This window comes from Paenibacillus oleatilyticus (assembly GCF_018998565.1).
GTDB classification, from domain to species: domain Bacteria; phylum Bacillota; class Bacilli; order Paenibacillales; family NBRC-103111; genus Paenibacillus_G; species Paenibacillus_G oleatilyticus.
Genome location: NZ_JAHNZO010000010.1, coordinates 83196 through 105603 on the forward strand (window position 1 = coordinate 83196; position 22408 = coordinate 105603).

23 protein-coding genes are annotated in these 22408 nt (G+C 53.7%); 14 read left to right on the forward strand and 9 right to left on the reverse strand.

Annotated elements, in window-relative coordinates:
- Positions 1–80: 80 nt before the first annotated feature.
- Together KQX66_RS14815 and KQX66_RS14820 are read right to left on the reverse strand one after the other, a co-directional pair.
- A complete protein-coding gene (locus KQX66_RS14815; RefSeq protein ID WP_216793617.1) occupies positions 81–2231 on the reverse strand; it encodes an alpha-amylase family glycosyl hydrolase in 2151 nt (716 codons plus the stop codon).
- Positions 2232–2499: 268 nt separating this feature from the next.
- Complete coding sequence (locus KQX66_RS14820) at positions 2500–3234, reverse strand: TylF/MycF family methyltransferase (protein ID WP_216793618.1); 735 nt, start codon at positions 3232–3234, stop codon at positions 2500–2502.
- 241 nt (positions 3235–3475) lie between these two features.
- Between KQX66_RS14820 and KQX66_RS14825 the strand changes: the two genes are divergently transcribed.
- From KQX66_RS14825 to KQX66_RS14835, 3 genes are all read left to right on the forward strand, one after another.
- Positions 3476–4462 (forward strand): ABC transporter substrate-binding protein, encoded by a 987-nt coding sequence (locus tag KQX66_RS14825; RefSeq protein WP_216793758.1) that lies wholly within the window; start codon positions 3476–3478, stop codon positions 4460–4462.
- Positions 4463–4650: 188 nt separating this feature from the next.
- Entirely contained in the window at positions 4651–5241 is a 591-nt protein-coding gene (locus tag KQX66_RS14830; RefSeq protein WP_216793619.1) for a TetR/AcrR family transcriptional regulator, read from the forward strand.
- Positions 5242–5302: 61 nt separating this feature from the next.
- Entirely contained in the window at positions 5303–6532 is a 1230-nt protein-coding gene (locus tag KQX66_RS14835) for an FAD-dependent oxidoreductase (RefSeq protein ID WP_216793620.1), read from the forward strand.
- A gap of 129 nt (positions 6533–6661) precedes the next feature.
- On the opposite strand, the gene KQX66_RS14840 is transcribed toward KQX66_RS14835, so the two are convergent.
- Positions 6662–7579, reverse strand: a complete 918-nt coding sequence (locus KQX66_RS14840; protein ID WP_216793621.1) for a class I SAM-dependent methyltransferase — start codon at positions 7577–7579, stop codon at positions 6662–6664.
- A gap of 151 nt (positions 7580–7730) precedes the next feature.
- Here KQX66_RS14840 and KQX66_RS14845 point away from each other — a divergent pair, with 151 nt between their 5' ends.
- From KQX66_RS14845 to KQX66_RS14855, 3 genes are read left to right on the forward strand one after another with little or no spacing between them, the layout of a single operon-like run.
- A complete protein-coding gene (locus KQX66_RS14845; RefSeq protein ID WP_216793622.1) occupies positions 7731–8555 on the forward strand; it encodes a TrmB family transcriptional regulator in 825 nt (274 codons plus the stop codon).
- Positions 8552–9286, forward strand: a complete 735-nt coding sequence (locus KQX66_RS14850) for an AzlC family ABC transporter permease (RefSeq protein ID WP_216793623.1) — start codon at positions 8552–8554, stop codon at positions 9284–9286. Before KQX66_RS14845 ends, KQX66_RS14850 begins: the two co-directional genes overlap by 4 nt.
- Positions 9277–9615 carry an AzlD domain-containing protein gene (locus tag KQX66_RS14855; protein ID WP_216793624.1) on the forward strand — a complete coding sequence of 113 codons (339 nt, stop codon included), beginning with the start codon at positions 9277–9279 and terminating at the stop codon, positions 9613–9615. The genes KQX66_RS14850 and KQX66_RS14855 overlap by 10 nt, the downstream gene beginning before the upstream one ends.
- A gap of 160 nt (positions 9616–9775) precedes the next feature.
- On the opposite strand, the gene KQX66_RS14860 is transcribed toward KQX66_RS14855, so the two are convergent.
- Entirely contained in the window at positions 9776–10744 is a 969-nt protein-coding gene (locus KQX66_RS14860) for a class I SAM-dependent methyltransferase (protein ID WP_216793625.1), read from the reverse strand.
- Positions 10745–10915: 171 nt separating this feature from the next.
- Here KQX66_RS14860 and KQX66_RS14865 point away from each other — a divergent pair, with 171 nt between their 5' ends.
- Positions 10916–11368 carry a MarR family winged helix-turn-helix transcriptional regulator gene (locus KQX66_RS14865; RefSeq protein WP_216793626.1) on the forward strand — a complete coding sequence of 151 codons (453 nt, stop codon included), beginning with the start codon at positions 10916–10918 and terminating at the stop codon, positions 11366–11368.
- Positions 11369–11577: 209 nt separating this feature from the next.
- Positions 11578–12492 carry a serine hydrolase domain-containing protein gene (locus KQX66_RS14870; RefSeq protein ID WP_216793627.1) on the forward strand — a complete coding sequence of 305 codons (915 nt, stop codon included), beginning with the start codon at positions 11578–11580 and terminating at the stop codon, positions 12490–12492.
- A 5-nt stretch (positions 12493–12497) separates the two neighbouring features.
- On the opposite strand, the gene KQX66_RS14875 is transcribed toward KQX66_RS14870, so the two are convergent.
- The 3 genes from KQX66_RS14875 to KQX66_RS14885 are packed head-to-tail and all read right to left on the reverse strand — an operon-like array spanning position 12498 to position 14490.
- Positions 12498–13733: an adenosylhomocysteinase gene (locus KQX66_RS14875; RefSeq protein ID WP_216793628.1), complete on the reverse strand. Its 1236-nt coding sequence runs from the start codon at positions 13731–13733 to the stop codon at positions 12498–12500.
- A complete protein-coding gene (locus KQX66_RS14880) occupies positions 13721–13921 on the reverse strand; it encodes a hypothetical protein (protein ID WP_216793629.1) in 201 nt (66 codons plus the stop codon). The genes KQX66_RS14875 and KQX66_RS14880 overlap by 13 nt, the downstream gene beginning before the upstream one ends.
- A 2-nt stretch (positions 13922–13923) precedes the next feature.
- Positions 13924–14490 carry a class I SAM-dependent methyltransferase gene (locus KQX66_RS14885; protein ID WP_216793630.1) on the reverse strand — a complete coding sequence of 189 codons (567 nt, stop codon included), beginning with the start codon at positions 14488–14490 and terminating at the stop codon, positions 13924–13926.
- Positions 14491–14697: 207 nt separating this feature from the next.
- Here KQX66_RS14885 and KQX66_RS14890 point away from each other — a divergent pair, with 207 nt between their 5' ends.
- Positions 14698–15351, forward strand: coding sequence for a hypothetical protein (locus KQX66_RS14890; protein WP_216793631.1), 654 nt, complete (start codon positions 14698–14700; stop codon positions 15349–15351).
- Positions 15348–16145, forward strand: coding sequence for a metallophosphoesterase family protein (locus KQX66_RS14895; RefSeq protein ID WP_216793632.1), 798 nt, complete (start codon positions 15348–15350; stop codon positions 16143–16145). The genes KQX66_RS14890 and KQX66_RS14895 overlap by 4 nt, the downstream gene beginning before the upstream one ends.
- A 71-nt stretch (positions 16146–16216) precedes the next feature.
- On the opposite strand, the gene KQX66_RS14900 is transcribed toward KQX66_RS14895, so the two are convergent.
- Together KQX66_RS14900 and KQX66_RS14905 are read right to left on the reverse strand one after the other, a co-directional pair.
- Positions 16217–17497 carry a zf-HC2 domain-containing protein gene (locus KQX66_RS14900; protein WP_216793633.1) on the reverse strand — a complete coding sequence of 427 codons (1281 nt, stop codon included), beginning with the start codon at positions 17495–17497 and terminating at the stop codon, positions 16217–16219.
- A complete protein-coding gene (locus tag KQX66_RS14905) occupies positions 17484–17972 on the reverse strand; it encodes an RNA polymerase sigma factor (protein ID WP_216793634.1) in 489 nt (162 codons plus the stop codon). Before KQX66_RS14905 ends, KQX66_RS14900 begins: the two co-directional genes overlap by 14 nt.
- Positions 17973–18178: 206 nt before the next feature.
- Here KQX66_RS14905 and KQX66_RS14910 point away from each other — a divergent pair, with 206 nt between their 5' ends.
- The 4 genes from KQX66_RS14910 (at position 18179) to KQX66_RS14925 (ending at position 22396) form a co-directional block, all read left to right on the forward strand.
- Positions 18179–18874 (forward strand): response regulator, encoded by a 696-nt coding sequence (locus tag KQX66_RS14910; RefSeq protein ID WP_216793635.1) that lies wholly within the window; start codon positions 18179–18181, stop codon positions 18872–18874.
- Between the two features lie 4 nt (positions 18875–18878).
- A complete protein-coding gene (locus KQX66_RS14915) occupies positions 18879–20351 on the forward strand; it encodes a sensor histidine kinase (RefSeq protein WP_216793636.1) in 1473 nt (490 codons plus the stop codon).
- Positions 20348–21475: a WD40 repeat domain-containing protein gene (locus KQX66_RS14920; RefSeq protein ID WP_216793637.1), complete on the forward strand. Its 1128-nt coding sequence runs from the start codon at positions 20348–20350 to the stop codon at positions 21473–21475. Before KQX66_RS14915 ends, KQX66_RS14920 begins: the two co-directional genes overlap by 4 nt.
- A 186-nt stretch (positions 21476–21661) precedes the next feature.
- On the forward strand, positions 21662–22396 hold the full coding sequence (locus tag KQX66_RS14925; protein ID WP_253957163.1) for a polysaccharide deacetylase family protein: 735 nt from the start codon (positions 21662–21664) through the stop codon (positions 22394–22396).
- Positions 22397–22408 lie beyond the last annotated feature (12 nt).

The window sequence follows — 22408 nt, forward strand, 5'->3', positions numbered from 1 at the left end:
ATATAGCATCTCTTCGGCGGAAACTCAAGAGTGATTCGACCTATGCGCCGAGTTTTTTTGCCGGCTGCAATACGGCGGCCTTACGGCTGCCAGTTCACCGTTACGGTTGCCGTGCCGCTGGAAGGCGTTGTGAACGTATGGTTGGAGCCGCCTTCCCAGGTGACGGTGCTGCCGTTTTTCTTGAGAAATTTAAATTCGATGGCCGTTCCTGCCGGAACGCTGACATCGTAATACCAGGTCGGATAAGCGTACATCACCTTGTTAAACAGCGGACCGATCGCTTTGGCCGGTTCCCATTGCCCGAGCTCGCTCACGCTTCCCGTCAGATAAACGTTTTCCCCCAGCGTCGTCGAGGCGTTGTTCACCACGAAGCGAACGCTGACCTGCTCCTTGGTCAGGAGGTTGAAGCTGCCGTACACGTTGCTGTCCGCCGCGCCGGCCGTTCTGACTTTGATGCCGTATTTACCCGCTGCGGCCGCCGGTACGACGACTTTGATCTCGGTATCCTCCCAAGAGACGATATTGGCGCCGGTAACGGCTGTCGTGCCGAAATAGACCGTGCCCTTCGTCGAGCCGAAGCCTCTGCCGTCAATGGTGACGGTATTGCCGGCTTTCGCCATCATCGGGCCGACATGTCCGATCGCCGGAGCCGTTTGCGCAGCCGTGTACTGCCATACCGATACGCCGCCGGCGGCTAGCGTAAACGCGGATGCGGCGCCGCCGCTGCCTACCGTCAGGCCGCCACCGTTAAGCAGTCCTCCTAGCGCATCGGTGTAAGTGCCTGCCGGCAGCGAAGTAACGAGCCCGCTGATCGAGGCGGGGGAGGTCAGGCTGCGGTTGATGGCGACGACCGCCGTGCTGCCGCCGAATTTGCGCTCGTAGATGTAGACGTCGTTGTTGATCCACCGCTGCTGTGTTGTTCCGTAAGCGATCGCCGGATTCGATTTGCGGAGCGGGGCCAGCTTCTTGATGACGTTATAGGCGGTAGTCGCCGTCGAGAAGGAAGCCATCTTCGCCCGGTTGTTCGGATCGCCGTTCCCGGTCATATACTGCTCGGTTCCGTAATAAATGGCCGGCACACCACGGGAAGTCAGCGTAAAGGCAAGCGCCTGCTCCAGCTTCCGGTTGCTTGCGCCCGACACCTGGAAACGATCCATGTCATGGTTATCGATGAAGGTCACCTGATCGTTCACTTGGGCATAATCTGCGGCCGTCCCGGCAATCATGCTGTCCAGGCCAAGCATGGAATCCGTATTGTCGCGGAACACTTGCCGAACTTTTTGCCCGAACCGGAAGTCGAGCAGGCTCATGCCGCTTTCGTTGGCGAACTGATGATTGGCGGGATCCACCTCATTCGTACCCAGAAACCATTCGCCGAACGTGAAGACGGGCTTCGTGTTGTAGATGGAAGCCATCCAATTTTTTTGCCAGCCGAAAGGCATATGCTTGACCGCATCTACCCGGATGCCGTCAATACCGAGATCCAGCCATGCCCGGATTGTTTCTTTAAAATACGTATCGATGAAGCTGTTATTATGGTCCAGATCCGCAAGATCGAACAGGTTTTTGTAGATCCCGTTTTCCAGCGTCGAAAAATCCGTTCCGCCGTTATGGTGGAAATAACGGTTCGTATCTCCGGTATAGCTTCCGACCAAGGCGCCGTTATTGTACAATTTGCCGTTTTCCGCGAAGGCGGTATTCGTCTCCATGGCCGGGGACGTATGGTTCGGCGCAAAATCGATAATGACCTTGATGTTTTTGGCGTGAGCGGCATTGATCAGGTTCTGAAAATCGGTCATGCTGCCGAAGGCGGGATTGGTCTTTTTGAAATCGCGCGCCCAGTAGCCGTGGTAGGCGGTGCTGTTTGCGCCGGAGTAGCTGATGACGGAATAAATATTTTCGACAGGCTGGGAAATCCAGATCGCGGTAATGCCCATACCGGTCAAGTAGCCGTCATTGATTTTATTGACGATGCCCTGCCAGTCGCCGCCGCAATACAGCTTCAGATTGCTGCTGCAGGTGCTGTCGAACGCGTTCCCCGTCGGATTGTTGCCCGGATTGCCGTCGGAAAACCGGTCGGTGACGATCTGGTAAATAACGTCCGTCGAAAAGTTTTGCTTGTTGGACACGGACGTATCCGGTGAGGCCGAAGCCGACGGCGAAAGCGGGGACAGGGTTGCGGTCAGCGATATCGCGAGAACGGCTGCAAGAAGTTTCGGCAAAGTTTTCAATATAATGTCCTCCTGGTTCCAAAGTTTTGTGCAAAAATGAAACGCTTACATTTTTGGTGTTTGAGTATGGTTTCCGATAGATCACCCCCTAAAAAGCGAACAACCCCGGCGTCTCCTAAGAGATACCGGGGTTGTTTTTCGAACCGACAGCGGTCTGAAAAATGCATGGCCCTTATGTTGATCTTCTACAAGGTTATTGTAAAATCGGTTGCATCTATTTGTCAATGGAGAGATTTTTTTCTTCTGCATCCCCGCACAGCTCGAACCTTTACGGCTTCGTCTTGCGCCAATAGACGCCGGTCGTATCGATCGGAATGAGCGGGTCCTCGATGTTGTGCGCTTTCCGGTAATCGTGTACCGCGGCCGAGCAATAGCCGATCGAATAGTCGTCGATAATGACATAGCCTCCGACAGATACTTTGGGGTACAGGTTCGTCAAACTGTCCATCGTCGAGGAATACATGTCGCCATCGAGCCGGGCAATGGCGATTTTCTCAATCGGCGCCGTCGGCAGCGTGTCTTCGAACCAGCCTTTCAGGAAGCGTACCTGATCATCCAGCAGATCGTACCGCTGAAAATTTTTGATCACGTCGGATAACGAGACTTTCAGAAACTCCTGTTCGTGAAATATCGCCCCTTTATCGACGGGATAGCGGGCTTCGTCCGGGGCGGGCAAGCCTTCGAACGAATCGGCCACCCAGACGCGCCGGTCCTTCACGCCATTCGCTTTCAGGAAGCCTCTCATAAAGATGCATGCCCCGCCACGCCATACTCCCGTCTCGATAAAATCGCCTTCGATGTTGTCCGCGAGCACGGAATCCATATGCTGATGCAAGCTGTCCATGCGCAGCCTGCCGATCATGCTGTGCGCGAGCATCGGCCAGTCCAAGCCTTGCCTGCGGTTTTCGACGGTAGCGCCGGGTTCGTGTTCCAGCCATATTTCATACAAAATCGTTTTCTTCAGCAACTCGAGATACAATTCTTTTGCCGTATCGCTCGGCATGCTCCCACTTCCTCTCGGTGTCGTTCCACTAAATCCAATATATTCGGTTCCACCGGCAAGGTGTGAGCGTTTGTCCAGCATGTGCGGGCGGGGAGGGCCGGTACAGCCGAAAATGTATTGACAAAACAGCTAATATCAGGTAATTTCATTCATGACAATGATAATCATTATCATTTTTTGTGGCAGCCGTTTATTAAACACATTGGGGGAGAGCTAGTTGTTAAAACAGTTTCAATTTAGAATGTCTGCTTTTTTTCTGCTTTGCATGATGATCGTCCTTGCGGGCTGCGGAACGAAAGCGCCGGAAACGGGCGGGAACGCAGCTAACGGTACCGACAGCAAAGGAGCGGCTTCTGCATCCGCACCTGCGGCCAATGCGGACGAGGTACGGAAGATCAAGCACATCATGGGCGAGACGGAAATCAAGGGAACGCCGAAGCGCGTCGTCGTCTTGACGAACGAGGGGACGGAAGCCGTGCTCGCGCTCGGCATCAAGCCGGTCGGAGCCATTCAATCGTGGGAAGGCGAGCCGTGGCACGATCATATCAAATCGGAGATGGACGGCGTTGCGGTGCTCGGCTATGAGGATCAGCCGAATCTCGAAGCGATTGCCCAGCTCAACCCCGATCTTATTCTTGGCAATAAAACGCGGCACGAGAAGATTTACGAGCAGCTGTCGAAGATTGCGCCGACCGTTTTCTCGGAAGATTTGACCGGCAGATGGAAAATAAACTTTAATTTTTACGCCGATGTGTTGAACAAGAAAGCCGAAGGCGAAAAAGTAATGAAGGAGTTCGATCAGCGCGTAGCTGACGCCAAAACCAAGCTTGGACCGAAATTGGCGAGCAAAGTGTCCATCGTCAAATTTTCGTTCAAAGGCACGCAAATCTACATGAAGGATACGTTCAGCGGCGTGCTGCTGGAGCAGCTCGGGTTCGCCCGTCCGGCATCACAGGACAAGCCGGAGTTTGCCCAAATGATCTCGCAGGAAAAAATGGATCTCATGGATGGCGATGTTTTGTTCTATTGGGTGTCCGAATCCAAAGGGAAAAACGATGTTTCGAACAAAGCGAAAGAATGGTTCGACAGTCCGGTATTTAAAAACTTAAACGTCGCCAAAAATAATAAGGTGTTCAAGGTGAATGAGACGATCTGGAACACGGCGGGCGGCATTAAAGCGGCCAATTTATTGCTGGACGACATCTTGAAGCGTTTTGAAGTGAAGTAGCATCTCGCTCAGGCGCGAAACAGTCGGAATTCTGTTTTAGACAGGAATTCCGGCTTTTTTTTGCATTGGAGGGAGGCTTTTCGTAAGCGGCTCATACGGTGGTTGACAAAGCAGACGGGGGTGTATATCATTTTGCTAAGTGATCACTTAACGAATGTGGATTCCATTGCGCAAAAGGATGAGTTCCGATGAAAACTAGAACAAGCCGCCAGCAGCAGGCGTTGGAAACGAAAAGCAAGCTGATCGATGCCGCTCTCCGGACGTTTTCCCGCAAAGGCTTCAGCGAAAGCACGACCAAAGATATTGCCAAGGAAGCGGGAGTTACGGACGGCCTGATCTATCACTATTTTCAGTCCAAGGAAGATTTGCTGTGGGCCATATTGGACAAATACACCCTCCTGCATTCCATCCGGCAAGCGCTGGCGGCCATGGACAAGCAAGCTTCGCTAGAGCACAATTTGACGGCGTATTTTCAAGCCTTGTTCCGCAATTTGCGCGAGCAGCTGGACTTGGTCGTGATGTGCTTCGGCGAGGCCCAGCGCAATCCCGAGATTCGCGCCCAAGTGGAGGACATTATACGGGAAGGCGTCGAGCTGCTGTACGCGTTTGTTGCGCCGCAGGTTCATTTGGACCGGCAGGAGCTGCTGGTCGCGATCCGCAATGTGCAGACGTCGATGGTTTTTTATTTCTTAATGACCGCCCGGTTCGCTGATGATGACACGCAGAGTACGGAGTATATCCGGATCTCGGTCAAGCAGTTTTTGAACATCGTCGCCTAAATTTTTTTTAGCCATTTCATTAACTAATTACTTAATAAACGAAAATGGAGGTTGGTTTGCTATGAAAATAATCGACGTAGACGTCGCGGTCGTCGGAGCCGGACCCGGAGGGTGCATGCTCAGTTATTTGCTTGCGCGGAGCGGTGTGAGAACGGCGCTGCTGGAACGGCATAACCGTTTGGACCGCGAATTCCGGGGCTATTTTTTTCAACCGTCCGTCGTTAAGCTGTTCGATCAGATCGGTGCGCTGGAAGACATCTTACATATTCCGCATCAGCATGTGCCCAAATTTACGTTTGTTGACCATGGCAAGACGTTGTTCGAGGTTCGCTTCGACGAGCTGGAGCCGCCTTACAATTACGGCCTGAACATTCCGCAGCCTCCGCTGCTTGAGTTTTTCATCGGGCAGGCTGCTCGTTACTCTAACTTTACGTACTTCGGAGGGACGGCGGTGACGGACCTGATCGAAGAAGATGGCGCGGTGCACGGCTTGATCGCCAAAAACCACGAGGGCGAGGAATTGGAAATGCGCTGCCGGCTTCTTGCCGGAGCTGACGGACGCCACTCCACGATTCGCAAGCTGGCGGGCCTAGACCAGACGATGGGGGAGTTCGAGTTCGACTTCGTATGGTTCGATATGCCCAAAGTCCCGGGCAAAGATTACCCGCTGCAAATCCAGATTGAAGATGAAGGCATGCTGATCTATATTCCAAAAGGCGAGGATCAAGTACAGGTCGGCTGGGTGATTCCGAAAAAGACATATCCGGAGCTCGTGAAAAAAGGAATCGAAGGTTTCGTCCGTACCTTAATTGCCGTCGAGCCGGATCTGCAGAACGTGCTTCCTTGCCATCTCAGGAGCTTTAAGCAATGTTCGGTGTTGGACATACAGGTTGGCATGACCGATACATGGGTGAAGGACGGCTTGCTTCTGCTCGGCGATGCGGCGCATATCGCTTCACCGTTTTCCGGGCAGGGCAACAGCCTGGCCATTCAGGACGCGGTCGTCGCGCACGATACGGTGATGAAGGCGTTGGAATCCGGAGGCCACGGCATTGTGCCTGCCGAGCTTCTGAAAAGGTACGAGCTTTACCGCAAGCCGGCGGTAGCTGAAATTCAGAGCATGCAAGCGATGCAGGCTCGCTTGATCGCCATGAAGTCCCCGGGGCTGCTCAGACTGCGGCGCATGCTCGCGCCGGTGATGCGCCGGACACCGCTTTTTCATCAGATGAGGAATAAGATTGCTCTAGGCGTTCAGCAGGTGGACGTGAACACCTCATATTTTACGAAGTAAATTCGTTGATACCGGGCTTGAACCTCAGATTCGGGAATTCGGCGCCGGAAGAAGCCAACACGCCGGATTCTTACGACGCGAATCCCAAGCGACAATGTTAAGTTGCCGCAGATCTATGCGATGGATCGCTTATACGACAACCGCGTTTGCAAAATGCGAGTGTTCGTATGCGTAATAGCCGTCTGTGCGTCCTTGAAAGTAGTGTCCTTGGATGTGGACTGGGCTCCAATGCTCTTGAAGACGCAAGCGGATGTCCAGCAGTTCGTCCGGGAGAGCGGACGGATCAAGACCCGTTAGCATAGGCTCGCCTGCACTTCGCAGCATCTCCTGCATCAGCTTTACGCGCTTGGCCGTCCGTTCGGCGTCGAAGGCGTTCGTATCCCAGTAATCGAATATGACCGAGCTGCCCGCCGGGCAGAGGCTGGCGATCGAATGCAGTGTGGAGAATACCGCTTCCCGGGGCAAGTAATGGATGACACCCAGCCAACTAAAGAAACTTAATGACTGCGTATCGAATGACGATCTGGCTAGTGCCGTCTCCAAATTCTCCTTCGTAAAATCCACCGGCACAAAGTGGAGGTTGGACGGGAGCTCCCATCCCAATTCCGTAAGCCTGCGGCGTTTAAACGCTTGCGTAGCAGGATGGTCGATTTCGAACACTTGGATATCCTTTAACGTCTCCGGATGCCTGAACGCAAACGTATCCATTCCGGCTCCGAGAATCAAATACTGCTTAGTCCCTTGCCTGATAGCGCTCTCAAGACGATCCTCCGCATACCGTGCCCGGCTGAGAAAGAGCGAGGTCGGAAAATAGCTTTGCAGCATGCATGCCACTGCCGCCGTCCGGTCTTCGCAAGCGGCAGCGCGTTCAGGATCGACGAGCTGAAGCGTCGTCACCATAGTCTGTTCGAATGCGGCGCGTTCCTCTTCCTTCAGCAAATGATGGGCCAGAAAATCATTGAAAATTTTTGGCGTTTCGTGAACGGCATGGTAACCCCGCAGATATGCGCTCATCAGGGCGGAGCGTTTGACTTTTGAATCTTCCACTGTCATCCTCCTTTACCAACAACCTAATTAAAATGAGATTATTTAACAATTATAACCCATTTTCAGCAGCAGGGATATATTTTTTGACAACTCGGAGCCGTTTCGTTTAAAGTAGGTAGTATACTAACTACTATGAATCGGAGGGTGATCTATGGAAGACGTGTTCAAGGAACTGCAAAAGCTCGGCTTTTCGCCATACGAGTGCAAGGCGTACGTCGGCCTGCTGAAATCGCATCCCGTCACCGGCTACGAAATCAGCAAGCGTTCGGGCGTGCCCCGATCGATGATTTACGAGGTACTCGGGAAACTGATGGACAAAGGCGCGGTTCATCTTGTCCCATCCGAGCCGGTAAAATATGCTCCGGTGCCGGCAGACGAATGGATCGGCCGGTTGCGGAAGCAATTCGACCAGTCCTTTGCGTATTTGGAGAAATCGTTGATGATGCTTCAGCAGGAGCGGGAAATGGACGTCATCTGGCATATCCGCAGCGACGAATCGGTCATGAACGAAATCGCGGATCTGATCGGCAGAGCGGAGAAGGAGCTGTGGCTTTCCGTCTGGGAGCCGCAGGTTCCCGAGGTCAAGGCATCGGTGGAGCGTCATCTCCGGAGGGGCGTTCCTGTTTTTTCCGTTCTGTTCGGAGCGCCGGAGACGCAGATCGGGACGACGTTTCACCATGACTACATGACGCCGGAAGTGGTGAAAGAGCGGACCGGGGGCTATTTGACGATTGCCGCCCGGGACGGCGAAGAGGTGCTGATCGCCAACTTTTCGGGCGAATCGACCACTTGGGCAGTCAAGACGCACGACCCGGCTCTCGTGCTGGTAGCGACAGAATATGTCCGACACGACATCATGATCGAAGAAATCACGGCCCAATTCGGCCCGGAGAAGCTGGATGCGCTGTGGCGGAATAACCCGGCCCTGACTCATGTCGTGACCGGAAAACGGATCGACGGGCGGGAGGGACCATGAGCGAGAAACCTATTCATGCGGCTTACCCGGGGAGTACCGGAAACGAGGAAAGCTTTCTTCAAGGCGTGAAGGACTGCCTGCCTACGGTGCTTGGCTACTTGAGCATCGGCTTCGCGGCCGGCGTCGTGGAGAAAACGGCAGGGATGTCCCTTGCCGAAATTGCGCTGATGTCCTTGCTGCTGTATGCCGGTTCGGCGCAGTTTATCGCGGCCGGCATGATGGCGGCTGGAAGCCCTGCCACGGCTATTATTTTTACCGTCTTTTTCGTCAATCTGCGCCATCTCCTCATGAGCGCTGCGCTGGCGCCTTATTTTCGGCATCTGCCGGCATGGAGGAATGCGGGGATCGGCTCCTTGTTAACCGACGAGACGTTCGGCGTTGCCGCTTCCCGATTAACGGGCAAGTCCAAGGGCAGCGAGAAGTGGATGTTCGGCTTAAATGTAACTGCTTACCTCAACTGGCTTGTCGCCAACGTGGCCGGGGGCATTTTCGGTCAATGGATCCCCGAACCGGAAAAATTCGGACTGGACTACGCTTTGCCGGCCATGTTCATCGGGCTGTTCATGCTTCAACTGATGGAGCGGTCGAAGCCTGGCGTAGATCTCCTCGTTGCATTTAGCGCCGTGGTGACGGCCATTGCCGGAAGTGTTTTTATATCCGAAAGCGCAGGCGTGCTGATCGCGATCTTGTTCGCCGCAAGTATAGGAGTGTGGATTGAAAAATGGAAATAAGGCCGAGCTTTCTATGGATGCTTCTGGGAGCATCGCTCGTGACGCTGCTCCCGAGAATTTTGCCGCTTATCGTACTAAGCCGCATCCGTTTGCCGGATTGGGGGCTTCGCTGGCTCGGACATATCCCGATTGCCGTCATGTCCGCTTTGCTGGCGCAAGAGCTGCTCGTTTCGAAAGGCGCTTTCTCGCCGCAGCCCGTCGCTCTGCTGGCTGCCGTTCCTGCCTTTGCCGTAGCTTATTTTACGCGGAGCTTGTTGGGCACGGTTGTGACGGGCATTGCGGCGACGATGCTGTTCCGTTACCTTTCATCGCTGCTTGCCATATCATGAAAAGAGGGGATAGGGAGTTCTGCGGATGATTCTTGTCTGCCCTGCACGGCGAGAAGCGGGACGGCCGGCCATCGACATCGAGCAGATCCGGGCGATGTGTCAGGAAGGGCTGGAGCGGCTTCGCTACATGGATTAAATGGCGCAGACCAGGCATTCGACGCTAGGATTGAGGCTTCCGCAAGGTGGTCATCGAGAAGCCGCAGCCTTGCAGCAGCGTATCGATAAACCGGTTTAAAGCGGGATTGCCCGTATCCGCAACGCGGGATTGCGTGAGCTCGTTGCCGTAGATTTGCAGCAATTGGTCGGTTAAGTATTGGTTGAACCAACCCATGACAAGGTCTGCTGCGATGCGGCTCGTCGGATTGTCGATGTCGGCGAACGCCGAGCAGAATTCCTCCCCCCAGAACCGGCTATTGAGAATATTGCCGATGTTGAGAAGAGGGCGGATCGGAAAAGGGAATGCCTGAACGATGTCGAAGTGCTTGGAAAACCGGTCGAGGATATCTTCCAACGTTTCGACGCCGATATGTCCTTCCATGTACACGTATTTGCGCACGATATCGTCATGGTTTTTGGGGTTGCAGTTCAGATAGTCGATAAACCCCGACTCAATCCCGTGGAAGCCGTATCCGCCGGGCTTCGTAATGCGGCTTAGTTCCGCAATCATTTGATCCTTGCTCCGGAACTCCACATGACCCAAGAAGTCCATCGTATAGATGAAATCGAACTCGTTATCGGCATACGGCAGCCCTTGCACGACATCGTACGTCACAGCATGGTCGAAGCCGTTCTGCTTGGCGATTTCAATGCAGCTTGAGCTCATATCGACGCCGAACAATTCAATTTCCGGGAAAAAATGCTTCAGTCTCGCGCCAAAGGTTCCAGAGCCGCATCCAACTTCGAGCACCTTGACCGAGTGGTTGCCGGTATCGGTCAAGCAGCGGCGCAGCGCTTCATGCAGGTAGTGGGCTTTTTGGTAGACAAGCGTATTCCGCGTTACCCGACTCTCGTTCGCTACGACACCCACTACATTGCCATATGCGTATCTTTCCTGATAATAAGCGGCAGGGTCGATGTCGAAAAGGGCGTAGGTAATATCGTCCTTCGTAAAAGGAGATTTTTCGCTCAACGTGCATTCCTCCTCGGATCGTGCGCAACCCGCGCAGTTGTTGCATAAACCACTATATTCTACGACCTCATGCGGCGAAACCTCAAAGACGACTTCTTGCGAAATTTGACATTCGGCCAGGAAACCGAGTAAACTAACGTTGAAGTAAACTTAATAGTTAAGGTGATTAAGATGAATGAAGAGCTGATCCGTTACGTGAAAGAGATCAACAAAGCCGAATACGACACCAATGTGATGCTAACGCTGGAATATGCTGCGCTGGTCGATGAGACGATTACGGATAAGCAGCTCATTGTGCTTGGTATGGTTCATGAGCACGGCCGGCTCAATACGGGCGAGATCGCCGATAAAATGGGAATTACGCCGAGCGCCGTCAGCCAGTTTCTCGGCAAGCTGGAAAAAGCGGGGTACATCAAGCGGTCGATCAATACGAGCAACCGCAGGGAGATCATTGTTGAGCTGGATCGGCGGGGCACCGAGTATATGGCCCGAAACGAGCAGATCGAGCGTTCCATTATTGAGCGTTATTATTCGAAGCTGGGGATGGACGATATTTTGACTTTGAGAAACATTGTTTTGAAGCTGAAAGCGATTGTTGAAGAGGAGCAGGCGAAAGGAAACTAATTTTTTTGACTTATTGTTAAGTTTGCTAAAATATTAATTGAAATTAATTATTGATAACGAAATCGGCACCAAGAGAGGAGATCAACTCGAATGAGCGTGAATCGTACGATGAATATTGAACAAGCTGTCGAGCGTATCGTTCAGCCTTATGTCAGCAAAAGGAAGCATGCGGTGCTGTCGGTCGGCATCTTGCGCGGAGGGGAGAGGGTTTGTTCGGGTTCGGGGATTTGCGGTCGTTCGGAGCGGTGTCCTGCGATCACCTTATATACGAAATCGGTTCGATCACGAAAGTTTTTACCACCTCGCTGCTCGCGCTGTTGATCGCCGAAGGGGCGCTCCGCCCGGATGATTTGCTCGGGAAGTTCGAGCCATCGCTTCCCGGCAATCATCCGGTGACGCTGGCCCATCTGGCCACGCATACGTCGGGGCTGCCGGGCTATCCGGTCTTCAAAGCTTGGCGCAACCGTTTCGATAAATCGCAGCATCGCGATCCATACTGCCACTTTACGCTGCAGGATGCTCTTTCCTATCTGCAAAACGTACCTCCGGGCAAAGTGGGGCGAAAATTTCGCTATTCAAACGAGGGAACGGGGATACTCGGCAGGATTCTTGCGGGATGGCTTGGAACGGACTACGAGACGGCCATCGCCAGACGTCTATGTGTGCCGCTTCATTTACCGGATACCGGCATCACGCTGACTTTGGAGCAGCAGGCGAGAATGGTTCCGGGCTATGCGGGGAAAGACGTGCAGCGGCCCGAGACGCTGCTGCGCGATTATGCGGGAGCGGGAGCGCTTCGCTCAACGCTCAACGATCAACTGACGTTCCTGTCCGCCCATTTGGGCGACCATCCCAACGATGAGCTGTGTCACGACCTGTTGGTCAGCCAACAGGCCTATGGACGACACAGCAAGACGATCAGCGTCGGTCTGGGATGGATCATTGACGAGCACGGCAAGTTCGTTTGGCATAACGGATCGACGCACGGCTATTCCAGTTTTATGGGATTTCATCAAGACCGGTCGTCCGGTATCGTCGTGCTCTCGAATTACCGGTCCGGTCTCTTGAGCGATTCCGTCGACCGGATCGGCCTTGAGTTGCTCGATCTGTTGAACAACCCATAGCCCTGCTACCGGTCCGCAGCCTCGTCGATATTCGCTCCGAGCGATTGGAGCTTTAAGACCGCGATTTCCTCGTCCAGCGAGTAAGGCGCCTTCATGACTTCATTGCCCAGCCGGTCGTAATGCTCGTTCATATATTGGAGCGACAGAGCTATCAGGGCCAAATGCATATCGGTCACCTCGGCACAGTCATCGTCCCCGGCCGCCTCGCTTGCGGGCGGTTTGGCGTCATAGATATAAATGTTCCGTCCGTCGATAAGCTCGTACCGCTCCAGATTGTTCCGAACGGTGCAGTGCGATACGGCGATATCCGCAAGCTCGTTCGTATTGATCTCGCCGCCGCCGGCAAGCCCGGTCTGGCAGAGCAAGACACCGTCTTTCATCAAAAAGCAATGCTTCCCGCTGATCGTATCCAAAGCTCCGGTGGCGGTGACCAGAAGGTCTCCGATCAAGGCCGCTTCCTGCAAGCGCATGACTTGACAGCCGTCCATAAATGCCTCGACCGCTTTCAAGGGATCGATTTCCGCGACGACGACATGGGCGCCGAGGGCTCTGGCCTGCATGGCGATCGCTTTGCCGCGCCTGCCGTAGCCTGCGACCACGACGGTTTTGCCTGCTGCGGCGAAGTTCGTCGCCTGAAGCATGGCATCCCATACGGACGGTACGGTTCCGCACCGGCGGTCGAACGTATTCATGCCGAGAGCATCGTCCAGAACGATCATCGGAAACGGAAGCCGCTGTTCCTTTTCCAGCCTCGTCAGGCGCAGCAGGCCGGCTCTCGTCCGCGCCACGCCGCCGCGAATGTCCGCCAACAAGTCCGGGTGCTCCGACTGGAGCGTGCCGATCAACTCCCCGCTGTCGTCGACGACCAGATGAGGCCGCCCCGTCTTCATGGTGCAGATAAGCCGTGCCTTGGTAGACTCCGGCTCCGAATCGGATTCGGCGATCACAGTGATCCCGTCGGCTGCCAAGGCGGCGTCTATCTCGTCATCGTTCGAACGGGGGCCGCTGCCGGCTATGACCAGCTCCGCACCCCCGGCCTGGAGCGTCTTCCCGAGACAGGCCGCCGCCGCTTCCAGAGGAAGAGCAAGGACGATCTTCAGTCCCTTGAGCGGCTGCCCGAGCGCGAACCGATCCCGAATTCGGCCCAGAACGGGCATTTGCGAGCTTGCCCGGCTGATCTTCAGCCGTCCTTCCTGCACCAAGGCGCTATCGTCAATCGAAGAATGGACTATGGCTTGCATCGTTGTTTATCCCTTCCTTTCCGCGGTAGGATTAGAAATACGCAAACGATTAATAGTGCGATCATCCGATAGGGAGATTCGAGCCAGCCCAGGGCATAGCCATAAATAAGATAACCAAGTTCTTGGAACGGAATCGTTTCGCCCGTCGCCATCCGTGAGATCCAGGAGAGCAGCGACACGATATCCATCGTCAGCCCTCCTCCTTACGGCATACATACACGAACGCCGGAGGGACATTAAACGGAACGAAATAAATCCCTTCAATGGCAAATTGTTTGCTGAACTGCTTGCGCATTTGCTGCGAATATTGAAAAGCGATAAACCGTCCGCCCGGTCTGAGGGAGGCCGTAATTTCGCTGAGGAGCTGATCGCGCAAGCTTTGCGGGAAATTGAAATATGGAAGTCCGCTGATCACGCAGTCGAGCGAATCGATTCCTTCCGTTCGTAGAACGGATTGCAAGCATCGGGCATCGTCGTAACAGGCGCAGTCGACAAATCTCTCCTGCAACCGGTCGCGCAGCTCCGTATCTCTTTCGAACAAAAGAACGCGGGTATTGTCCTTCTTGGCCTTCTGAATATATTCCGTAATCGCACCTGTACCGGCGCCAAGCTCCGCGACAGCGCTCATTTTCTCCCAAGCCACCGATTCGACCATCTTTTTCGCCAAAAACGCGGAGCTTGGCGTCACGCTGCCGATTTGTTGAGGATCGCGCGAAAATTTATATAAAAACAGCAGTTTTTCCTGAAGCGTGCTCATGTCAATATCTCCCTTCTCCATCTGCTTTCTTCATCCTATCGAATAAATCTTCAGAACGAGCGCAGAAATTTCTAAAGGAATTCTGAAGAATTTATAAAGCGGGATTAATCCAAATTATTCGGCGTATGGGTTTGCGGCAACATTTTTGGTAAAATGGTACATGTTCCACATGTACTGAACTTCTGCATATGAAGAAAGGGGATCGAGATGACATCACGGACTGTTTTGCCGACGCCGGATGATTTGAAGCGGCGCTTGCTGACGCTTGCAGCCTTGGACGTGATCTTATGCCCGGAAGAGTGGCTCCGGTATCATACGTTTATTCCGAATTGGGCGCCAAACGTCTCGCTTGCGAAAATCGACAACGGCGCCGGAGACCACTTGTTCGTTTTGTTTGCGCCGGAGGGCGTCATTTTGAAAGGGTTCGACCACGAATCCGAGCTCAGCCCGCACGCCCGGGACGAGTATGCGGTATGGCCGGGAATCTACGACGGGGCGCCGGAAGTTTTGCTGGCTTTCCTTGAGGATGAAGCGTTGGAGAAAGAAGACGTAACCTTCTGTATATGGCGCGAAACCGGCGACTCGCAGTGGAGAACGGGGAAAGTGCGGATGCCGAAAGGCGCAGACGACGGCTCGGAGTTTTTGCTCGGAACGATCTGCGAAACGCCGGAGGACTATGCGGACTGGGCGGAAGGCTACTTCGACATGCCGATTCCGGTCGAGCCCGTCAAAGCGTTGTATGCAGCCCCGGCGATCAGCGTAGAGGCGATCCGTTCCCTGAATCCGGAACGAAACGTCGAGGAAGCTCTTCCGGCGCTTGAAGCTTTAGGGATTACGGTGACGGACCGGGATAGGCCATGATGAGGATCGAATCGCTTGGCGCGGAGCCTGTAGAATGGTTCGCTTATCGGACCGCGACCGGCTCGGGCGGTATTGAGGAAGCGCAACTGCCTGTGTACGTGGGACAGATGAGCGGTTTGCCGCCTTCGATCGACGCGCTGATCGTGACCTCCGATTTGCAGGGAATGATGCAGACGACGGACGGGAACGACGTCATGCTCGGTGAAGGACTCCCTGACTATTTGTCGCTGCTGATCGGCATCGAGCTGCCCGATCTTGATCCCGATCGGATCGGCGCTCTGCTATGCGGCGATCTGTACGGCGACCTCCGGCGAGGGGGCAGCGGCGATCCGTCCGGCGTATGGTTTAGATTCGGCGAAACGTTTCGCTGGGTCGTCGGGGTGGCCGGCAATCACGACCTGATGGACGATGCCAAGAAGCGGCAGATCTCCGACCGAAGCAACATCTGTCTGATCGACCGGCCGGGAGTCGTCGAATTCGGCGACGCGGCATGGGGCGGTCTCGGAGGCGTGATCGGCAGACCGGACAAGCCGAACCGGATGACGGAAGCGGACTATCTGCAAGCGTTACGCAAGCTGCTCCGCAAGCAGCCTCATGCGCTGCTGCTTCACCAGAGCCCGGATGTGCCGGAGCGGGGATGCGCAGGAAGCCCCGAGATTCGCGCTGTACTGGAGAGCGTGCCGGAAGCGCTCGTATTCTGCGGCCATTCGCATTGGGATGATCCGCTGGCTTGCCTGCCGGGCGGAACGCAAGTCTTGAACGTCGATGCCAAGGTGTGCATCTTTACAAGATAGGGCGGGGGCAGGGAGAAGCAACAAGAAACACCGGCTATATGGGGCCGGTGTCTCTGTTCTCTAACCTGCGGCTAAGGCTGATCCTTTCGCCGCTCCGGATCGAACGCCCGATAGCTGCGGGGCAAATCCTGCTCCGTCGTCAGTTTGGTCAGCTCTACGGTTTGAATGTTCCCGCTTAGGTCCATCGCTTTAATCTCGACGCTATGATAAGTCAGCTTCCGCTCTTGCAGCGTACGCAGAATAGCTGCGCTTTTGGCCAAAAACGATTCCTTCGTCAGCTTCTCGTATCTTGCATCGGACGCGCCGAATAGGATCACGTAGCGCAGCTTCCCGCTCTCGCTGGCCCGCAGCTTCTCCGCTTTGACCAGTTTGTCGGGGGCCAAATAATAGAAGTTGGCGTCCAATTCGTCCTGCGTAATCTCCAGCTTGGCTTGTGGAGAAGCTTGCACGTTGAGCGAAGGCATCGGATCGACCGCAGCGGCAATCGCAGTTTTCAAATCGTCGCTGCGTTCTTCGCTAAATTGGTTGTCCAGCTTGAATTTATACTCGTCGTTCACGCTGCCGTCCCGGTAGAAGCCGATGCTCGCCGTCTGCCGCACGCCGTTCATCACAAACTCGAACTTTCCGTAATGCCGCCTGTCTTTGAAGTTGAAGAACACTTTCTTGAAGTCGAGCGTCCCTTGTTCATACGTCCGGTTGACGTAGTCGTTCGTTTGAAGCAGCGCCTTCGTATATCCGACCGGATTGCCCCAGAAGGAGAAATGACCGGCGCAGCCGAAGTAAAGGATCGCCGCTCCAAGTGCCATTAATCCCGCTTTGGCTACGAGTTTCGCCTGCTTGAGCCCATGCTTTACCAACAGCGCAGCCCCGACGCCAGCCGCCGCATTGACAAGAGCGATAACGGTAAAGAACGGAATGTAGCTCGAATTGTTCTCGCTTAACAGCCCGCCGAGCAAGCCGAACGGAATTGTTGAAGCAACAATCGGCAGCGAACGGGAGTAGTACAAGCGGCACACGAATGGAGTGAGGATCAGGAACGGAATCGTCGACAGAAAGTGAACCTCCGCACCGCTGATGATGCAGGTCATCAGCATCGCCACCAGTACGCTGACCAGCTTGATCCTGCGCTGATATTTGCCGAGCTGCGCGATCAGTTCCTCAATCTGCCGCTTCTTGTCCGGCTCGGGCCGACTCTGCTCGTGGCTCTCGTAATCCTGCTTCATCGTCTCATAATAGCGGCGGCACTCCTCACATTCCGCGATATGCCGCTCCAAAAGTGCGGCGCTTTCTTCGCTTGCAAGCCCCTCTACATGAAGCGGCATTAAATCTTTCACGATACTACATGTGTTCATCCTCGCCGTACTCCTTTCTCAGCTTTTCCTTCATGCGGTAAAAATTAACACGGCAGTACGTTTCGGTCCGGTCGGTCAATTGCGCAATTTCCTTAAAAGATAGCCCATGGAGCAGCCGCAGCCGCATAATATCCCGATGGGGCGGATCAAGCCGGTTTAATCGTTCCACGATTTGCTCAGCCAGCACCTTGTCGCTAAAATCCGTATGGGCAGCGAGCTCTGCTTCGGGAGAATCGTCCAGCGGAAGCTGAAGTTTGTTTTTTCGCAGGCTCCGGTACAGCTGATGCTTGGCGATACCGAACAGCCACGTTTTGATCGAAGAGTCGCCCCTGAAGCTGTCCATATGCCGGAGCGCTTCGAGGAACGTATTCTGTATAATGTCATCGATATGGTCGGGATTCGGGTACCGGGTAACCAGGAAGCGATACAAATCGTCGTAATAAAGCAGATAGATCTTCGTTATCGGATCATACATTAACGCACCTTCTTGTCGGCTCGGTTTCGTAAAAGCTTCTTCTCTCACATATTAGTGCCCGCATGCCCCGTTTTCGTTACAGCCGTTATATCCAAAATTGTAAAAGAGCCCGCACGTTTTGTCAGCCAAATCTGGCGCTTTTAACATCGAAGTGGATCGAAAGCCACGAGGTATGCTACCATGTTCGGTAGAATGGAGTGGACAAGATGGACAAAGTGAAAATTTTAATAATCGAAGACGAAGAAGCGATCGCGGACTTGCTGGCCTACGGCTTGAATAAAGATGGCTTTCTTACGTCTATCGCCCATACCGGAGCGGACGGGCTCAAGGCCGTCGAGCACTTCCAGCCGGATTTGCTGCTGCTCGACTGGATGCTCCCGGACGTCAGCGGGCTCGATATATGCAAAAAGGTAACGGAAACCCGGAACATGCCGATCATCATGCTGACGGCCAAATCGGACATTACGGACAAAATTGTCGGCCTGGAGTTTGGCGCTGACGACTATATTACCAAGCCGTTCGACCTCCGGGAAGTGATCGCGCGCATCCGGACGATACTTCGGCGAATGACCCAGGCCCATAAGCCTGCGGAGGAATCGGCCGACGAGCCGGTCCGCTTCAAAAATATTGATATCACCGAAAGCGAGCGGCTGGTCCGGAAAAATAACGAGATCGTCGAGCTGACGCCCAAGGAGTTCGATCTGCTGATGACGCTGTACCGGCACCGGGGCAAAATCTTTACCCGGACGGAGCTGCTGGACTTCGTATGGGGCTACGAATATGTCGGGGATACGCGGACGGTCGATATTCATATCCAACGGCTGCGCAAAAAGCTGGAGGCGGGCGACGTGATCGTGACCGTGTTCGGGGTGGGGTATAAATTTGACAAACAGGTGGACTAAAGGTATGATCCCGGCTCCGACCATCAAAGTAAAATTTTTGTTGGGACTCTTTGTTATTTTTGCCGCCTCGTTTTTGCTGCTCAATCACTTTATCGTGCAGATTATCGAGACCAGCAACGAGAAGATCATTACGCAAGATTTGATCGGCCTCAAGAAGAACAGCAGCGTCTATGTGAAGCAGGCTTTTATGATCAATCATTTCGGCAACGACGAGATCTATTTCCGCCAAATGGCGAAAGACGTCGTGGAAGAGCTTCGGCAGGTTACTTCCAGCGAGATTAGCGCTTACGGCGTGAATGGCGAGCTGATCTATGCATCGGGTAACTGGAAGAATTCCAATAAGGCGGGCGACGATCTGGACCATGCCTTAAACGGCAAAACTTCTTACACGATCAACTACACGGACAGCACGGCCGAAGCTTACTACTCGTACCCGGTCGTCATCGATGGGAAAAAGGTTGGGATTTTGCGCTTCGCCAAAGACTTCTCCTTGCTGTATGAGCAGAGCAGGCATATTTTGGATGTTATTTCGTACGTTACGATCGCCATCTTCGCTGCTGCGTTTATCTTTTCGTATATTTTATCGCGCAACATCACGATCCCGATCGTCAAGCTGACCAAGACTTCGACGGAAGTGACGAACGGCAATCTGGATATCCGCCTCTTGTTCCGAAGGAAAGACGAGATCGGCCAGCTGGCGGATAACTTCGGGACGATGATCGAGAAGATCAAGGCCCAGATCGGGCGCATCCAGAAGGACCGGGACCGCTTGGAAGAATTGAACCGCCATCGCAAGCAGTTTTTCGACAATGTGACGCACGAGTTAAAAACGCCGCTGACGTCCATCCTGGGCTACGCCCAAATGATCAAGGAAAACGGGCAAACCGACGAAGCCTTCTTCGAAAAAGGAATGAACCATATCGTCGACGAGAGCAAGAGGCTCCACGATATGGTCGTTAAATTGTTAGAGCTTTCCCGGGAAACGTCCGACCTGGAAGCGTTCGAGCCCGTCTTGGCCGGACGGCTGCTTCAAGACGTCTGCGAGGGCATGAAATTCAAAGCCGAGCGATACCGGAAAACGATTCGCTGCGAGGTGGAGGACGGGCTGTGGGTTGATGGAAGCGAGCCTAAATTAAGGCAACTGTTCATCAATATTATCGATAATGCGATTAAGTACGGCTTTGCGCATACAGCGATTTCGGTCAAGGCGAAGCTTGTCACAGACCGCGTGCACATGACGGTTGCGAATCAAGGGGAAGACATCCGCCCGGAAGATTTGGCGAAAATTTTCGAGCCGTTCTACCGGGCCGATATGCGGAAGTCCAAAGAGATGGGCAGCTGTGGCTTAGGGCTCAGCATCTGCAAAGCGATTGTCGACGACCATCAGGGGAGCATCGAGATCCGGAGCGCCCATCAGGAAACGAGCGTGGCGATTGAACTCCCTTACACGAAGCCGAAGAGAGGAAATACAGAATGAAGCGGATATTCCTATGGGCGGCGGCGTATGTTCTGCTGGCCGTTATCGTCACCGGCTGTACGGGGGCGCTGAAATCGAAGACCGTTATTATTCCCGACGCGGAAGAAGGCCGCGAGCTGCAGAGCTTAGGCGAGACATTCGAAGTGAGCAAAATTTATAAACTGCCGGAGAACGAGGAGGGCGAGCTGTTCGGCTGGACAGACAAGGAGCATGTGCTTGGATATTTTGGCAAAAGAGGCCGGGAGCGAAGCTTCGAGCAGTTGGACTACGAACTCAAGACCCGGCAGCCCTTGCCGGATATCCATGGATTTGTGCATGGCGTCAAAATATCTGCGGACGGCGCGTATGCTTCGTTTTCCGTTCAGACCGGCGGCAAAGAGAAATTAATGCTGCTTCGTTTGGCGGATCAAAAGCAAACCGTCCTGCGGGAGTGGACCAACAAAGAGGGTGCTGTCGTGGCGGGACAGATGTCGTGGTCGAATAACGGGCGCTACGTCTCCTTTGTACAAGAGAACGGGAACCAGGAGGCTGTCATTGTCGTTTATGACGTGACACGTCAGGAGACGAAGGAATTCAAGTTCACCGGGAAAACGGAGAACGATCACATTTACTCCGTTCAGGTTTCGGATGACGGGGCAAGCGCGTTACTTTTCAAAATAGCGGCTCGTCAGGCATACATCGTTTTCGGTTCATTTCAGGGCGATGCCTTCGTAAGCCAGTATGAGCATCCCGTAAGCAGCGAGGGAAACGGCGATTTTGTGAATGACGATCAAATTGTCTTTGTCGGGGAGGAAGGCTCGTTAACGTTATTCGACCGCCGGAATGCGAAGACAACGATTCTGCTCGAACGGAGCGGCGTGTTTCAGCTCTCGCGCGACCGCAAATATATCGCCTACTCTAAAGGCCGCGAAAATCTGTACGTGGCCAAGCTGCAAGGAAACAATATCATGAACGAAAAAGAAATCTACAAGGGAATCGTTCCCGAGCAAATCGAGTGGAGTCCGGACAACCGGAGGATGCTGCTGAACGGCAGGAAATTGTACGAATCTCGTCCTGTCGTCAGCGCTCCGAGTCCCGCCCCTTTTTCCCAGAACAGCTCCTTTTTTATCATCGAATTTAAGTGAAGCGTCCCCGTGTCTTGCTGCGCAAGATACGGGGATTTTTTTGTTGAAAAATTGTCCTTTTTGGCTGCGCGGTTACATTTTGTTTACAACTCGGAGAAGTTTTGGTAACAACGTTGACTTATAACTAGGTTCAGGGAAACCAATTTCATAGAAAGGTAGAACGAGATGAAGAGGACAAAACAACTGTTGCGTTTGCGGATTGGTATTGTTGTGCTCGCGATACTGTCCGGCTATTTCATCGCCGATGCGATGCTGCCTCAGACGGAGGCGAAAGTAAGAGAGGCAAAGAGTGAGCAAGTCCAGAGTCAGGCGAACCTGAAGCCGCCGAAGAAGGAGAAACAGGTCGCATTGACCTTTGACGATGGCCCGGATGCGAAATATACCGTCAAAGTTTTGGATATTTTGAAAAAACATAACGCGAAAGCGACTTTTTTCGTCGTCGGCTATCAGGCGGAGAAATACCCGGACGTTCTGTCCCGTATCGTCAAGGAAGGGCATTTGCTGGGGAATCATACGTGGAGCCACAAGGATCTGACCAAGCTGAGCGGGCAGCAAATCGAGAATGAACTCGTCAAGATGAACAAGGTGATCCAGAACGTAACGGGCGAGGCCCCTAAGTATGTCCGGACGCCTTACGGCGCGGTTTCCAAAAAAGTAACCGAAGCCATCGAGCAGAACGGTCAGCATAATGTGCTGTGGAATGTCGATACGCGGGATTGGGCCGGAGCGACGCCGGAGAACATGCTGAAGAACGTCAAAACGAATCTGAAGCCCGGGGGCATCATTCTGATGCACAGCTTCGGCGGCAAAAAGGGCGATCTGAGCAATACGATCGAATTGCTGCCCAAGATGATCGAGGAGTTGCAGGAAGAAGGCTATTCGTTTGTGACGGTAGATGAATTGACATTGAAAAGCTCTTAACAGGAGGAACAG